This is a genomic window from Erythrobacter sp., from assembly GCF_011765465.1.
In the GTDB taxonomy this organism is placed as follows: domain Bacteria; phylum Pseudomonadota; class Alphaproteobacteria; order Sphingomonadales; family Sphingomonadaceae; genus Erythrobacter.
Genome location: NZ_CP050265.1, coordinates 705,263 through 719,065, shown reverse-complemented (window position 1 = coordinate 719,065; position 13,803 = coordinate 705,263). Strand labels below are relative to the sequence as shown.

16 protein-coding genes are annotated in these 13,803 nt (G+C 67.0%); 13 read left to right on the top strand and 3 right to left on the bottom strand.

Going from position 1 to position 13,803, the window contains the following annotated elements; all coding sequences use genetic code 11:
- Window positions 1-56 precede the first annotated feature (56 nt).
- From radC to pyrF, 4 genes are all read left to right on the top strand, one after another.
- Window positions 57-812 carry a DNA repair protein RadC gene (gene radC, locus G9473_RS03465; RefSeq protein ID WP_367159478.1) on the top strand — a complete coding sequence of 252 codons (756 nt, stop codon included), beginning with the start codon at window positions 57-59 and terminating at the stop codon, window positions 810-812.
- An 85-nt stretch (window positions 813-897) separates the two neighbouring features.
- Window positions 898-2,208 (top strand): adenylosuccinate lyase, encoded by a 1,311-nt coding sequence (gene purB / locus G9473_RS03460; RefSeq protein WP_291136037.1) that lies wholly within the window; start codon window positions 898-900, stop codon window positions 2,206-2,208.
- A gap of 85 nt (window positions 2,209-2,293) precedes the next feature.
- Window positions 2,294-2,671 carry a LapA family protein gene (locus G9473_RS03455; protein WP_291136035.1) on the top strand — a complete coding sequence of 126 codons (378 nt, stop codon included), beginning with the start codon at window positions 2,294-2,296 and terminating at the stop codon, window positions 2,669-2,671.
- 2 nt (window positions 2,672-2,673) lie between these two features.
- On the top strand, window positions 2,674-3,348 hold the full coding sequence (pyrF, locus tag G9473_RS03450) for an orotidine-5'-phosphate decarboxylase (RefSeq protein WP_291136033.1): 675 nt from the start codon (window positions 2,674-2,676) through the stop codon (window positions 3,346-3,348).
- Between the two features lie 20 nt (window positions 3,349-3,368).
- Here pyrF and G9473_RS03445 read toward each other — a convergent pair whose 3' ends face one another.
- The gene (locus tag G9473_RS03445; RefSeq protein WP_291136031.1) at window positions 3,369-3,872 is read right to left on the bottom strand and encodes a hypothetical protein; all 504 of its coding nucleotides are present in this window, start codon (window positions 3,870-3,872) and stop codon (window positions 3,369-3,371) included.
- 104 nt (window positions 3,873-3,976) lie between these two features.
- On the opposite strand from G9473_RS03445, the gene G9473_RS03440 reads away from it, so the two are divergent.
- Genes G9473_RS03440 through G9473_RS03415 form a run of 6 tightly spaced genes read left to right on the top strand, consistent with a single transcriptional unit; the run spans window position 3,977 to window position 9,034 of the window.
- Window positions 3,977-4,627, top strand: coding sequence for a phosphoribosylanthranilate isomerase (locus G9473_RS03440; protein ID WP_291136029.1), 651 nt, complete (start codon window positions 3,977-3,979; stop codon window positions 4,625-4,627).
- Window positions 4,627-5,844 carry a tryptophan synthase subunit beta gene (trpB, locus tag G9473_RS03435; protein WP_291138194.1) on the top strand — a complete coding sequence of 406 codons (1,218 nt, stop codon included), beginning with the start codon at window positions 4,627-4,629 and terminating at the stop codon, window positions 5,842-5,844. The genes G9473_RS03440 and trpB overlap by 1 nt, the downstream gene beginning before the upstream one ends.
- Window positions 5,841-6,092: a hypothetical protein gene (locus G9473_RS03430; protein ID WP_291136027.1), complete on the top strand. Its 252-nt coding sequence runs from the start codon at window positions 5,841-5,843 to the stop codon at window positions 6,090-6,092. The genes trpB and G9473_RS03430 overlap by 4 nt, the downstream gene beginning before the upstream one ends.
- Window positions 6,089-6,883, top strand: a complete 795-nt coding sequence (gene trpA / locus G9473_RS03425) for a tryptophan synthase subunit alpha (protein WP_291136025.1) — start codon at window positions 6,089-6,091, stop codon at window positions 6,881-6,883. Before G9473_RS03430 ends, trpA begins: the two co-directional genes overlap by 4 nt.
- Window positions 6,880-7,731 (top strand): acetyl-CoA carboxylase, carboxyltransferase subunit beta, encoded by an 852-nt coding sequence (accD, locus tag G9473_RS03420; RefSeq protein ID WP_291136023.1) that lies wholly within the window; start codon window positions 6,880-6,882, stop codon window positions 7,729-7,731. Before trpA ends, accD begins: the two co-directional genes overlap by 4 nt.
- A 7-nt stretch (window positions 7,732-7,738) precedes the next feature.
- Complete coding sequence (locus G9473_RS03415; RefSeq protein ID WP_291136021.1) at window positions 7,739-9,034, top strand: folylpolyglutamate synthase/dihydrofolate synthase family protein; 1,296 nt, start codon at window positions 7,739-7,741, stop codon at window positions 9,032-9,034.
- A 1-nt stretch (window position 9,035) separates the two neighbouring features.
- Here G9473_RS03415 and G9473_RS03410 read toward each other — a convergent pair whose 3' ends face one another.
- A complete protein-coding gene (locus G9473_RS03410; RefSeq protein ID WP_291136019.1) occupies window positions 9,036-10,751 on the bottom strand; it encodes an MFS transporter in 1,716 nt (571 codons plus the stop codon).
- A 100-nt stretch (window positions 10,752-10,851) separates the two neighbouring features.
- Here G9473_RS03410 and G9473_RS03405 point away from each other — a divergent pair, with 100 nt between their 5' ends.
- The 3 genes from G9473_RS03405 to rsmD are packed head-to-tail and all read left to right on the top strand — an operon-like array spanning window position 10,852 to window position 13,365.
- Window positions 10,852-12,024 carry an SRPBCC family protein gene (locus tag G9473_RS03405; RefSeq protein ID WP_291136017.1) on the top strand — a complete coding sequence of 391 codons (1,173 nt, stop codon included), beginning with the start codon at window positions 10,852-10,854 and terminating at the stop codon, window positions 12,022-12,024.
- 19 nt (window positions 12,025-12,043) lie between these two features.
- Window positions 12,044-12,820 (top strand): pseudouridine synthase, encoded by a 777-nt coding sequence (locus G9473_RS03400; RefSeq protein ID WP_291136015.1) that lies wholly within the window; start codon window positions 12,044-12,046, stop codon window positions 12,818-12,820.
- A complete protein-coding gene (gene rsmD, locus G9473_RS03395; RefSeq protein ID WP_291136014.1) occupies window positions 12,817-13,365 on the top strand; it encodes a 16S rRNA (guanine(966)-N(2))-methyltransferase RsmD in 549 nt (182 codons plus the stop codon). Before G9473_RS03400 ends, rsmD begins: the two co-directional genes overlap by 4 nt.
- A gap of 62 nt (window positions 13,366-13,427) precedes the next feature.
- Here the strand turns inward: rsmD and G9473_RS03390 are convergent, their stop codons facing one another.
- Entirely contained in the window at window positions 13,428-13,712 is a 285-nt protein-coding gene (locus G9473_RS03390; RefSeq protein ID WP_291136012.1) for a hypothetical protein, read from the bottom strand.
- Window positions 13,713-13,803: the final 91 nt, after the last annotated feature.

Genomic DNA, 13,803 nt, shown 5'->3' with positions numbered 1-13,803 from the left:
TTGCGCGACAAGCGCGGCAAAGGCAATGAAGAGCAAGGGGAAAGGGGCGCGAGAGCTTGGCGGAAAAGGACGACAGCTTCGATTTCGGCGACGCGCCGGGCAAGCTCGCGGTCCCATCCGCGGCGCGTTCCGACGCGGGCAAGCACGCCGGCGCGGGACACCGCGCCCGCCTGCGCGAACGGCTGCTGAAAGGCGGGGCCGAGGCGCTCGCCGATTACGAAGTGCTCGAATACCTCCTTTTCGCAGGGATCAGGCAGGGCGACACCAAGCCGGTGGCGAAGGAGCTGCTCAAGACCTTCGGCTCGCTTTCGGCCGTGCTCAATGCCGATCCCAAGGCGCTCCAACGGGTGAAGGGCGTGGGCGAGACGAGCGCGGCGGCATTGAAGGCGGTCGCAGTCGCCTCGCGGCGTATGGCGAGGAGCGAGATCGGCACGAAGCCGGTGCTTTCGAGCTGGCAGGCGCTTATAGACTATCTCACCACCGACATGGCGCATCTCAATGTCGAGCGCGTGCGCATCCTCTATCTCGACACCAAGAATCGCCTGATCGACGACCACCACCTCGCCGACGGGACGATCGACGAGGCGAGCCTCCACCCGCGCGAGGTCATCCGCCGGGCAATGGACGTGGGGGCGAGCGCGCTCATCCTCGTCCACAACCACCCCAGCGGGAACCCGGAACCCAGCCGCGCCGACATCGACGTGACCCGCCGGATCGCAGAGGCCGGGCGGCTGCTCGGCGTGACGGTCCACGACCACGTGATCGTCGGACGCGAGGGTCACGTGTCGCTGCGGGCAAAGGGGCTGCTCTAGGGGAGCGGCATCAGGCGCGGGCTTGATTGAATCGGGCGCGCGGCCTAGCCGCCGCTCACCCTTTCACCTTCACCGGAGCCTCCCGATGGTCCCCCGCTACGCCCGCCCCGCCATGACCGCCCTGTGGGAACCGGAGGCGAAATACCGCATATGGTTCGAGATCGAGGCCCACGCGACCGAAAAGCTCGGGGAACTGGGCGTTGTCCCGAAATCGGCGGCGAAGGCATTGTGGGACTGGTGGGCGACTGACCCGCAGATCGACGTCGCCGCGATCGACGCCATCGAGGCCGTGACCAAGCACGACGTCATCGCCTTCCTCACCTGGGTCGCCGAGCAGGTCGGTGAAGAGGCGCGCTTCATGCACCAGGGCATGACGTCATCGGACGTGCTCGACACGACGCTTGCCGTGCAGCTCGCGCGGGCGAGCGACATCCTGCTCGAGGACATGGACGCGCTGCTCGAAGCGCTCAAGACCCGCGCGGAGGAGCACAAGTACACTCCCACCATCGGTCGCAGCCACGGCATCCATGCCGAACCCGTCACCTTCGGACTGAAGCTGGCGCAAGCCTACGCCGAATTCGACCGCTGCCGAAAGCGCCTCATCGCCGCGCGCGAGGAAATCGCGACCTGCGCGATCTCGGGCGCGGTTGGCACCTTCGCCAATATCGACCCGGCGGTCGAAGCCCATGTGGCGGAGAAAATGGGCCTCACCCCCGAACCGATCAGCACGCAGGTCATCCCGCGCGACCGTCATGCAATGTATTTCGCCACGCTCGCGGTGATCGCGGGCAGCATCGAGCGCCTGTCCGTCGAAATCCGCCACCTCCAGCGCACCGAGGTGCTGGAAGCCGAGGAATATTTCTCGCCCGGGCAGAAGGGCTCGAGCGCAATGCCGCACAAGCGCAATCCGGTGCTGACCGAGAACCTCACGGGCCAAGCGCGCATGATCCGTGCCTATGCCCTGCCCGCGCTGGAAAACGTCGCGCTCTGGCACGAACGCGACATCTCGCATTCCTCGGTCGAGCGCTTCATCGGGCCGGACGCGACGATCACGCTCGATTTCGCATTGGCGCGCCTCACCGGGGTGGTCGAAAAGCTGCTGGTCTATCCCGAGCGGATGCAGCGCAATCTCGATGCGATGGGCGGGCTCGTTCATTCGCAGCGCGTCCTGCTCGCGCTGACGCAAGCGGGCGTGAGCCGCGAGGACGCCTATGCCATCGTCCAGAGGAACGCGATGAAAGTGTGGGAGTCCTCTGGCACGCTCTCGCTACTCGACCTGCTCAAGGCCGATGCGGACGTGACCGCCGCGCTCACCGAAGCCGAGCTCGAGGAGAAATTCGACCTCGATTACCATTTCAAGCAGGTCGACACGATCTTCGCGCGGGTGTTCGGCTGAACGCCTAGGCCGGGCGGGCTTGGACCCACGCGCGCAATCGCCTAGGCTGGCGCGCAAGGCGCAACAGGAGAGGACATAAGCCCCAATGCAGATCGTGAGAACCATCGCCTGGGTGCTGATCCTGTTCGCGATCCTCGCCTTTTCCTTCTTCAACTGGGAACCGGTCGAGGTCACCTTGTGGGACAATCTCGTGCTCGAGACGAAAGTCCCCGCGCTCGTCATCGTAGCCTTCCTGCTCGGCGCTCTCCCGATGTGGCTCTATCACCGCAGCGTCAAATGGAGCCTCCAGCGCCGCATCCGCAGCCTGGAAAACTCGATCAAGTCGAATGCGATGTCGCGCCGTCACGACCCGGATCACGGGGACGCGCCCGCGCCTGCCGCCACGCAAGCGCCGAAAAGTGTGGACAGCGACATTGCAAGCGGCGACACGCTCACCCCGACACCGCGAAACCCATCGGAGTGAACGTGAGCAATCCGGTCTATCTCGCCCTCGATGTTCCCCAGATCGAGCCGGCCAAGGCGCTGCTGTCGAAGGTCAAGGCGCATATCGGGGGGGTCAAGCTCGGCCTCGAATTCTTCTGCGCCCACGGCGCGCACGGGGTCCATGAAATCGCCCACATGGGCCTTCCCATCTTCCTCGACCTCAAGTTCCACGACATCCCCAACACGGTCGCCGCCGCGATGCAGGCGATCCATGTCTACGAGCCCGCCATCGTCACCGTCCATGCGAGCGGGGGGCGCGCGATGATGGAGGATGCCAAGGCCGCCGCTGCCGAGGGATGCAAGGTGGTCGGCGTGACCATGCTCACCAGCCTCGACACGAACGATCTTGCCAAGACCGGCATCTACGGCAGCGAGGAAACGCAGGTCATGCGCCTTGCCGAACTCGCGCACGAGGCGGGATTGGACGGGATCGTGTGCTCGGGCCACGAGGTTTCCCGCGTCAAGAAGGCGTGGAAAGACGGCTTCTTCGTCGTGCCGGGCCTGCGCCTGCCCGGATCGGGCACGGGCGACCAGAAGCGCGTCGTCACCCCGCGCGCAGCGCGCGATGCGGGGGCGAGCGTGCTGGTGATAGGCCGTCCAATCAGCCGGGCGGAAGATCCCGAAGCCGCCGCGCGCGCGATCGAGGCGACGCTCTAGCAGTCCCTGGCGGTTCAGGTTCAGTCGGCCGAACGCTCGGGAATGACCCGCCGCTCGGGAAGCTCGGGGCTTGCCGTGCCTTCGTTTTCGGAAAGCATCCGCATCTCCTCCGGGCTCAGCATCAGGCGCGGCGAATTCACCTGCCAGCCGACCAGTTCCATGTCCTCGCCCGTGCCGTGGAAGATGTAGGTTTCGGTGCCCGCGCCCTGTTCGAACTGCGTGTCCATCGTCACGGTCGTCACGTTGAGCCCGTTGTTGAACGAGGTGTTGAAGCCGCTGCGCTCGCTCGATTCGATCCTGCCCAGCCGGGCGGTGAACATGGCGACGAGGCTGCCCATGTCCTCGGGATCGGTCACTTCGCGGAAGGTCTCCCCCGTCATGGCGTAAAGCGCACCCGCATCGCCCTCGTTGTAGCGCGCGTGGAAGGTGTCGATGCGCTCCTCGGCGATGCCGAACTGTTCAACCGGGTTGCACGCAGCCAGCGCGAAGGCGCCCGCCAAAGCGAACAAGATACGGAAATTCATGGACGATCCCTCCCTGATGCGGAGCGCGACAATGCCGCGCCTTGCTCTCGCGTTCAAGCACTTCGCCCTTCACCTCGGCGCGCGCGCGGCCTAGGGATCGGAGCATGACGCTGATCAAGATCTGCGGGCTCTCGACCCCCGAAACCGTCGCCGCCGCGGTGGAAGCCGGGGCGAGCCATGTCGGCTTCGTCCATTTCGAGCCGAGCCCTCGCCACGTGGAGCTGAAGCAGGCGGCAAGCCTGCGCCGCGACCTTCCCGCCAGCGTCAAGGCGGTGCTGCTGCTGGTCAACGCCGATATCGAGACGACCGCCAGAGCGATCGAAGTGGCGAAGCCCGACGTGATCCAGTTCCATGGCTCGGAAACGCCCGAATGGATCGCGCTGGTGCGCGAGAAGACAGGCGTGGAAGCCTGGCGCGCAATCGGTGTGCGGAGCGCGGAGACGCTCGCCAATTCGGCGCGCTATGCGGGATCGGTCGACCGCCTGCTGTTCGATGCGCCCCCGCCGGAGGCCGCAGGCGCGCTGCCCGGCGGCAATGGCGTCGGCTTCGACTGGCGGCTGCTGGCGAGCCACGACCATGCCACCGAGTGGGGACTCGCCGGCGGGCTGAACCCGGACAACGTGGCGCAGGCGATCCGCGCGACGGGCGCGCCGCTGGTCGATGCCTCCTCGGGCCTCGAAAGCGCGCCCGGCGTCAAGGACGTGGACAGAATCGCGGCCTTCTGTCACGCGGCGCGTTCAGCACGAGAGACATGATGAACGACGCAATCCCCAATTCCTTCCGCGCGCTTCCCGACGAGCGCGGCCATTTCGGCGACTATGGCGGGCGCTATGTCGCCGAGACGCTGATGCCGCTCGTGCTCGATCTCGAGCGCGAATACAGGAAAGCGCAGGCCGACCCCGAATTCGCGCGCGAATTCGACGACCTGATGAAGCACTATGTCGGCCGCCCCTCGCCGCTCTATTTCGCCGAGCGGCTTACCGAGGCGCTCGGGGGCGCGCAGGTGTGGTTCAAGCGCGACGAGCTCAACCACACCGGCGCGCACAAGATCAACAATTGCATCGGCCAGATCCTGCTGGCGAAGCGCATGGGCAAGACCCGCATCATCGCCGAGACCGGCGCGGGCCAGCACGGTGTCGCGACCGCGACCGTGTGCGCGCGCTTCGGCCTGCCCTGCGTCATCTACATGGGCGCCGAGGACGTGCGGCGGCAATCGCCCAACGTCTTCCGCATGAAGCTCTTGGGCGCCGAAGTCGTCCCCGTCACCAGCGGTCGGGGCACGCTGAAGGACGCGATGAACGAAGGGCTGCGCGACTGGGTCGCGAACGTCCACGACACCTTCTACATCATCGGCACGGCGGCGGGCCCGCACCCGTATCCCGAGATGGTCCGCAACTTCCAGAGCGTGATCGGCACCGAGGCGCGCGCCCAGATGCTCGAGCGCACCGGGCGCCTCCCCGACCTTCTCGTCGCCTGCATCGGCGGCGGGTCGAACGCGCTCGGGCTGTTCCACCCGTTCCTCGACGACGATTCTGTGAAGATGCTCGGCGTGGAAGCCGCGGGCCACGGGCTCGACGGGGACGAGCACGCCGCGAGCCTGCTCGGCGGCGCGCCGGGCGTGCTCCACGGCAACAAGACCTATCTGTTGCAGGACGAGGACGGCCAGATCACCGAGGGCCACTCGATCAGCGCGGGGCTCGACTATCCCGGCATCGGGCCGGAACACGCCTGGCTGAAAGAGTCGGGCCGGGTCGAATACACCGCCGTCACCGACGACGAGGCGATCGAGGGCTTCAAGCTGCTCTGCCGCACCGAGGGGATCATCCCGGCGCTGGAGCCGAGCCACGCGATCGCGGCGGTGGCGGAGCGTGCCAAGGCGATGGACCGCGACAAGATCATCCTGATGAACCTGTGCGGACGGGGCGACAAGGACATCTTCACCGTGGCGGAGAAGCTGGGAGTGGAGATGTGAGGTGGGACGATGACGGCCCCATCGTGGGCGCTAAGCCCTCATTGCTCGAACGATTAGTCGGAAGTTTCAGCCCGATGCGAGGCCTCAAGGGTTTCGGCATCGGTCTGCTGCTTTCGCCAGTCCTGATCGCGATTAAATCATTCCGTGCTGAGGAATTTCATTGGGAAGGCGTGCCGATATTCATGCTGATTGTCGCCGTCGTATGCGGTCTCTGGGGCCTATTTACGAAGAAGGACATTCCGTTGTGACTAGATTGGCCACCGCCTTCGCCAAGCCCCACGCAGCCTTCGTCGCCTTCATCACCGCGGGCGACGGGGACACCGCCGCCAATCTCGATGCACTTGCGCGCGGGGGCGCGGACGTGATCGAGCTGGGGATGCCCTTCACCGATCCCATGGCCGATGGCCCCGCGATCCAGAACGCCAACCTGCGCTCGCTGGGCGCGGGCACGACGACCGCCGACGTGCTGCGGATCGCAAGCGACTTCCGCGAGCGGCACGCCGACATCCCGCTCGTCCTGATGGGCTATGCCAACCCGATGATCCGGCGCGGGGCCGACTGGTTCGCGGACCAATGCGCCAGCGCGGGCATCGACGGGGTCATCTGCGTCGACATTCCGCCCGAAGAGGACGAGGCGCTCGGCCCCGCCCTGCGCGCGCGGGGCATCGCCCCCATCCGCCTCGCCACGCCCACCACCGACGCCGCGCGCCTGCCGCGCGTGCTCGAAGGCTCGGAAGGCTTCGTCTACTACGTCTCGGTCGCCGGGATCACGGGCAAGCAGCAGGCGGCGATCGACAGCATCGAGACGAACGTCGCTCGCATCAAGCAGTCGACCGACCTGCCCGTCGCGGTCGGCTTCGGCGTGCGCACGCCCGATCAGGCCGCCGAAATCGCGCGGGTTGCGGACGGGGTCGTGGTCGGCTCGGCCTTCGTCGATCTCGTCGGCGAATTTGGCAAGGACGCGCCGAAACGGCTAGAGGAGCTGACTTCGGCAATGGTGGGCGCGATCAGATCCGCGCGCGAGAGGCAAGACACATGAACTGGTTCACCCGCGTCCGCAATTCGCTCGGCTTCGGCTCGGAGAAGAAGAGCACCGAGAAGGATCTGTGGATCAAGTGCTCGAACTGCCAGGAGATGCTCTTCGTCCAGGAATACGAGGAGAATCTCAGGGTCTGCCCCCGCTGCGACCATCACGGGCGGATCGGGGCGGATGCGCGGCTGCAATTGCTGCTCGACGAAGGATATGAATTGCTCCCGCTTCCGCAGGTTACGGAAGACCCGCTGAAATTCCGCGATTCGAAGAAATACACCGACCGCATCAAGGCCGCGCGCGCGGCTAACCCGCATGACGATGCCTTCGTGGTGGGTTCCGGGGCCATCGACAAACGCCCTGCCGTGGTCGGCGTGCAGGATTTCGCCTTCATGGGCGGGTCGATGGGCATGGCCGTTGGGCAGGCTTTCATCGACGGAGCTGAAAAGGCATTGGAGCGGCGCTGCGCCTACGTCGTCGTAACCGCGGCGGGCGGCGCGCGGATGCAGGAGGGTATCCTCTCGCTCATGCAGATGCCGCGCGCGACCGTTATGACGCGGCGGCTGAAGGCGGCGGGGCTGCCCTACATAGTCGTCCTCACCGACCCCACGACCGGCGGCGTCACCGCGAGCTATGCCATGCTCGGCGACGTGCATATCGCGGAGCCCGGCGCGCTGATCGGCTTTGCCGGGCAGCGGGTGATCCAGGACACGATCCGCGAGCAGCTTCCCGAAGGATTCCAGCGCGCGGAATATCTCCACAAGCACGGCATGGTCGACATGGTGGTGCATCGCCGCGACCTTAAGGCGCAGCTCGCCACCGTGCTCGACTACCTCCAGCCGAGCGCGGCGGCGTAGCGCGCCGATGCTCGATTTCGGGCGGTCGGACGACCCGCGCGTTCAATCCCAGCTCGACCGGCTTTCGCGCCTGAGCGTCCCGCAGGGAAGACTCGGGCTCGACACCATCCGCGCGTTGATGGACCGTCTCGGCAACCCGCACCGCGCCCTGCCGCCGGTGTTCCACGTCGCCGGGACCAACGGCAAGGGCTCGGTCTGCGCCTTCCTGCGCGCTTGCCTCGAGGCGCAAGGCTACCGCGTCCATGTCACCACCAGCCCCCACCTCGTGCGCTACAATGAACGCATCCGGCTTGCCGGAAAATTCATGGGCGATGCGATGCTGGCGGACCTGCTCGAAGAAGTGCTGGATGCGGGCGAGGATCTTGGGCCCAGCTTCTTCGAAGTCACCATCGCCGCCGCCTTCTGCGCCTTTTCGCGGGTGCCCGCCGACGCCTGCGTGGTCGAAGTCGGCATGGGCGGACGCTTCGATGCGACCAATGTGCTGGAGCCTGACGTGCTCGCCGCCTGCGGGATCGCGGCGCTGGGGCTCGACCATGAAAAGTTCCTGCTCGCCCCGGAGGAAGGCACGCCAAAGGAGCCGATGGCGCGGATCGGATTCGAGAAGGCGGGAATCGCCAAGGCGGGCGTGCCGCTTGTGACGCTGCGCCACGATGCGCTCCCGGCGGGAGCGGTGGCGGCGCAGGCGAGCCGGTTCGATGCGCCGCTCTTCGCGCAGGGGCAGGCGTGGGGGGCCCGCGCGGAAGGCGGACAGCTTTCCTATCAAGACGGCGCGGGCGCGCTCGACCTGCCGCTGCCCGCGCTTCCCGGCGCCCACCAGGTGGACAACGCCGGCCTCGCCATCGCCATGCTGCGCCATCAGTCGCGCATCGCGGTCCGGGAACAGACGATCGAGCGGGGCATCACCGCGGCGACATGGCCCGCGCGGCTCCAGCGCCTTGGGCCCGGTCCGCTCACGGGCGGGCGCGAGACATGGCTCGACGGGGGCCACAACCCGAGCGCGGGGGCAATGCTGGCGGCGCATTTCGCAAGACAGCGCGTCCATCTCGTGCTCGGGATGCTGGCGAACAAGGATCCGCGCGCGCTGGTCGAGCCGATGGGACAGAGCATCGCCACGCTCACCGTGGTGCCCGTGCCCGGCCATGAGGCGCACCCGCCCGAAGTCTTCGGCGAGGCCGCACGGGCCGCGCCCGACCTGCCGCGCGCGCTGGCCGCGATACCGGATGACGGCCTGCCGGTGCTGATCGCGGGGTCGCTCTACCTCGCGGGGGAGGCCCTGCGCCTCAACGAGGAGATGCCCGACTGAGCTATTCCGCCGGCTGCGCTTCGGGCGTCACGACCCCCGAAGCCGCGCCCGAACGCGACTGCCGCCACCATTCGGCAAGACACAGCACCACCGCAACCAGCCCGATGAAGGTCGTCAGCACGAAGACGTCGAAATAGCCGCGATCCTCGATCATTTCGCCCAGCGCCCCGCGCCCCAGCGTGCCCACCAGCAGCGTGAGCGAGGACAGCAGCGCATACTGCACCGCGCTGTAGCGCTTGTTCACGATCGAGGAGAGATAGGCGACGAAAGCCGCCCCCGCGATGCCGATGGCGAGGTTCTCGAAAAAGATCGTGAAGGTGAGCTTGGCAAGGCTCGCGCTGCCGATCACGGGGACCTGCGAAATCGCCCAGGTGAAGCCGACCGCATCGCTCACCAGCTGCATATTGGCGCCGCCCACCGCGAGGTCGGCATAAAGCAGGTTGGTGAGCGCGGCGAGCAGCGCGCCGATGGTCAGCGTCGCCATGCGCCCGATCGCGGTCAGCAGCACTCCGCCCACGGCAAGCCCGGCAAGGATCGCGAAGACTCCGAAGAACTTGGACGCGAAGGCGACCTCGTCGTTCGAATACTGCAATTCGCCAAGGTAAAAGGGATAGGCGAAGGTCCCCCAGATCTGGTCGCAGATGCGGTAGGTCAGCACCAGCGCGAGGATGAGGACGAGGCTCCACCCCATGCGCCCGACGAATTCGACCAGCGGCAGCACGAGCGCGCGGTAGAGGTGGTCCATCACGAAGCCCGCCCCTTGCGAGGGCGGCTCGTCGCTTGCGAGCAGGTTGGTTCCCTCGCGCTTCTGCGCGGCGAGCCAGCCCGCGATCAGCGCGGGAATCACGACCGTGGCGACGATGATCCAGGGGCCGAAATTGAGCGTGAACTCGGTCGGATTGGGCCGCTGCTCCGGCGGATAGGCGAGCGACATGACCATGAAGGTGACGACCACGCCGATCGCCCCCGCCCACAGCAGAGCGACAACGCCAAGCGCGCGGGCGCGGATTTCCGGCCGCAGCTCGCCGGCCTTGCGCAGCGCGAGCAATTGCTCGTCCGCTTCCTCGTCGCGCTCGCCCCGTCCCGAGCGAAGATCGGGCGCGAAGAGGCCGATGAAACCGATGGCGAGCAGGATCGCGCCCATCAGCGCGTAGGTCTCCGGCCATCCGATGCGCGCGGCGATGATGAGGCCGAACGCGCCCCCCACCAGCGCGGCAAGGCGATAGCCCATCTGGTAGACGGTCGAGAGGATGTCGAGCGTCGCCTTCTCATCCGCGACGTCGATGCGCCAGGCATTGATAGCGATGTCCTGCGTCGCGCTGGCGAAGGCGCCGATCCCGGCCAACAGCGAGAACCAGCCCAATTGCGTCCTGGGCTCGAGCAGCGACATCGTGACGAGTATCGCGCCCAGCAGAAGTTGTGCCGGGACCATCCACTGCTTGCGCCGCCCCAATCGGTGGATCCCGGCAATGTTCACCTTGTCGATCAGCGGCGACCACAGGAACTGGAAGGCATAGGCGAGCCCGATCAGCGAGAAGACGCCCATCGTCTCGAGGTCGACCTCGGCCTCGGACAGCCAGGCGTAGAGCGTGCCGAGGAACAGCGCGAAAGGCAGGCCGCTGGCAAAGCCGAACAGCGCCATGAAGGCCGTCTTGGGGTTGCGCATGGCCCGCGCGAGCGTCAGCCAGCCGGGCTTTTTCTTCGCTGCTTCAGCCATTTGCCCCGGTTCCGCCGGTCGTCGCGATATGCGCCATGCTTGTCGTCGTCTCCATATTCCTGCACCATTAGGCGCTGAGAGAGGAAATAGGAACGCCGCGATGAACACGCGCACAACCATGTCGAGCGACACCGCTCCCGAAAAACGCCCCACCGCAGGCCAGCTCGCGCTCGCCGAGGCGATCCGCCACGGCGAGGGCCGCGTCTCGCCCGGCGTCGGCACGGTCCCGGCAAGCAATTACACCTCGCCCGATCACTTCGCGCGCGAAAAGGCGGCGCTGTTCGACCGGATGCCGCAGGTGCTGTGTCCCAGCGCGCTGCTGCCCGATCCCGGCATGGCCGTGCCGCACGATGCGACCGGGCGTCCGCTGCTCGTCACGCGCGATTCGGACGGCGCAGCGCACGTCTTCCTCAACGTCTGCCGTCACCGGGGGACAAGGCTGGTCGAGGGTGAGGACGTGCAATGCGCGAAACGGCTCGTGTGCCCCTATCACGCCTGGACCTACCGCCTCGACGGCAAGCTCCTCGCCCTGCCCCGCCCGGAAACCTTCCCCGGTCTCGACAAGTCCGAATACGGTCTCGTCGAACTGCCGAGCGTGGAAGCGGGCGGGCTTATCTGGTTCGCACCGCGCGAAGGGGCGGATTTCAGCCATGCCGAGCAGCTGGGCGAGGATTTCGCCGCGCTCGGAATGCCCGAGGCGCACCTCTTCCGCCGCAAGACTCACGAGGTGAAGGGCAACTGGAAGCTCATCATGGACGCCTTCCTCGAAAGCTACCATGTGACGCGGCTTCACGCGCAGACGATCGGGCCGTTCTTCAAGGACGGGATCACCAGCGGCGACCTCGTCGGGCCGCACCAGCGTTCGGCGGTCGGTCGCCTGGAAGAGATGGAAGGGCTCGACCTTACCGACATGGCGCAGCTTCGCCGGGTCGTGACTTTCGCCTACCAGCTGATGCCGGCCACGATCATCGTGCCGAGCCCGGATTACGTGAACGTCATGGTGCTGATGCCGCAGGCCCATGACCGCACGCTGGTAGAGGACTTCATGCTCATCCCCGAGCCGCCCGCAACCGACAAGGCGCGCGACCATTGGGAGCGAAGCTGGGCGCTGCTCGACGGGGGCGTGTTCGCCTCGGAGGATTTCCGGGCTGCCGAGCTCGGCCAGCAGGGGCTCGAAAGCGGAGCCGTTCCGCATCTCACGCTCGGCACGCTCGAAGGGGGGATCGTGCGCTTCGACGAACTGGTGAGCGAGGCGTTGCGCGCGGCGAACTAGGCGCGTAACCGAGCGCCCCATGCCGACCAAGCCTCCCCGCCAGGACGACCGCCCCGAAGGGGACCGTATCGCGAAACTGCTCGCCCGCGCAGGCATCGCCAGCCGCCGTGAGGTCGAGCGCATGATCGGAGAGGGTCGTGTCACGATCGACGGAAAGCCGGTCGAGACCCCCGCGACCTTCCTCACCTCTCTCAGGGGCGTCAGCGTCGATGGAAAACCCGTCGCCGCGCCCGAGCCCGCGCAGCTTTTTGCGTTCCACAAGCCGACCGGGCTGATAACGGCGGAGCGCGACCCCAGGGGCCGCTCGACCATCTATGACGCGCTGGTGAACGCCCTGCCCAAGGACGCGCCGCGGGTGATGCCGGTGGGCCGGCTCGACATCAACACCGAAGGCCTGCTGCTGCTCACGAACGATGGCGAGCTGAAGCGGCTGATGGAACTGCCCTCTTCCGGCGTGCCGCGCACCTACCGCGCGCGCGCTTTCGGCGAGGTCAGCCAGCAACAGCTCGACGACCTCATCGAAGGGGTGGAGATCGAAGGCGTGCGCTACGGCTCGATCGACGCGAACCTCGAACGCGGGTCGGGCCGCAACGTGTGGGTCGAGATGACCATCACCGAAGGCAAGAACCGCGAGGTGCGACGGGTGCTCGAATGGCTCGGCCTCAAGGTCAACCGCCTGATCCGCACCGCCTACGGCCCGTTCGAACTGGGCGACCTGCCGCGCGGGGCGGCGGTGCGGCTGCGCAAGCAGGATGTCGGGCGCTTCATCAGCTCGCTCAGGAAGGGCAGGCCGTGAGGATCATCGCGGGCGAATGGCGCGGGCGGCGGATCGACGCGCCCAGGGGCGAGGCGACGCGGCCCACCGCGGACCGCACGCGCGAGACGCTGTTCAATATGCTCACGAGCCGCCTCGGCAGTTTCGAGGGGCTTCGCGTCGCCGACCTGTTCGCAGGCTCGGGCGCGCTCGGGCTGGAGGCGCTGTCGCGGGGCGCGGCGCATTGCCTTTTCGTCGAGCAGGACCGCGCAGCGCTCGATACGATCCGGGCCAATATCCGCAGCCTCGATGCGGGCGCGCGGGCGAGCGTCGAGGCGGGCTCGGTCATGGGCCTTCGCGCGGCGCGCGAGCCGCTCGACCTGATACTGCTCGACCCGCCCTATGGAACGGGCGCGGGGGCCGTCGCGCTCGACCGTATGCTGCGTTTGGGATGGATCGGCGAGGCGACCTGGATCGCGCTCGAAACCGGGCGGGACGAGGAGGTTTCGGTCAAGGGACTCGCGGTCGAGACCGAACGCACGCTCGGCAAGGGCAAGGGCAAGCTCACGCTGCTCACCGCCTCGTAGACGCGCACGAAAAAGGGGCGGTGCGAGCCGCCCCCGTTTCGGTTCGGATTGTCGGTGACACCTTAGCCACGACGGTTTTCCGGGAAGTCCATCGCGGGATAGTCACCCCAATTAAGGCCCGCAGCGCGCGGCTGGATGCAGCCGTCCTGCGATTCGTTCATGCACACCTCGTAGACTTCGCCCTCGACGCGGACCTTGGTGGCCTTGCCCTGTGCGTTGGTTTCAACGATTTCGGGCGACTGCGCCTTCCAGTCCGCGCGGTCGTTCTTGTGGTCGTCCGCCATGGCGGGCGCGGCGATACCGGCCGAAAGCGTGGCGGCGGCGGCGATTGCTAGGAAATTCCTCATGATTTTCGGTCCTCCATTCGGTTCGTTTACACTGAATCAATGGGAAGGCCGGGCGCGAGGTTCCGAATTTCCCGGGTTCCACGGCTCGCCG

Coding starts and splice junctions, on each gene's coding strand:
- purB (WP_291136037.1), top strand. CDS start 898: ATGGTCCCCCGCTACGCCCGCCCCGCCATGACCGCCCTGTGGGAACCG.
- G9473_RS03455 (WP_291136035.1), top strand. CDS start 2,294: ATGCAGATCGTGAGAACCATCGCCTGGGTGCTGATCCTGTTCGCGATC.
- G9473_RS03445 (WP_291136031.1), bottom strand. CDS start 3,872: ATGAATTTCCGTATCTTGTTCGCTTTGGCGGGCGCCTTCGCGCTGGCT.
- G9473_RS03440 (WP_291136029.1), top strand. CDS start 3,977: ATGACGCTGATCAAGATCTGCGGGCTCTCGACCCCCGAAACCGTCGCC.
- trpB (WP_291138194.1), top strand. CDS start 4,627: ATGAACGACGCAATCCCCAATTCCTTCCGCGCGCTTCCCGACGAGCGC.
- accD (WP_291136023.1), top strand. CDS start 6,880: ATGAACTGGTTCACCCGCGTCCGCAATTCGCTCGGCTTCGGCTCGGAG.
- G9473_RS03415 (WP_291136021.1), top strand. CDS start 7,739: ATGCTCGATTTCGGGCGGTCGGACGACCCGCGCGTTCAATCCCAGCTC.
- G9473_RS03410 (WP_291136019.1), bottom strand. CDS start 10,751: ATGGCTGAAGCAGCGAAGAAAAAGCCCGGCTGGCTGACGCTCGCGCGG.
- G9473_RS03405 (WP_291136017.1), top strand. CDS start 10,852: ATGAACACGCGCACAACCATGTCGAGCGACACCGCTCCCGAAAAACGC.
- G9473_RS03400 (WP_291136015.1), top strand. CDS start 12,044: ATGCCGACCAAGCCTCCCCGCCAGGACGACCGCCCCGAAGGGGACCGT.
- G9473_RS03390 (WP_291136012.1), bottom strand. CDS start 13,712: ATGAGGAATTTCCTAGCAATCGCCGCCGCCGCCACGCTTTCGGCCGGT.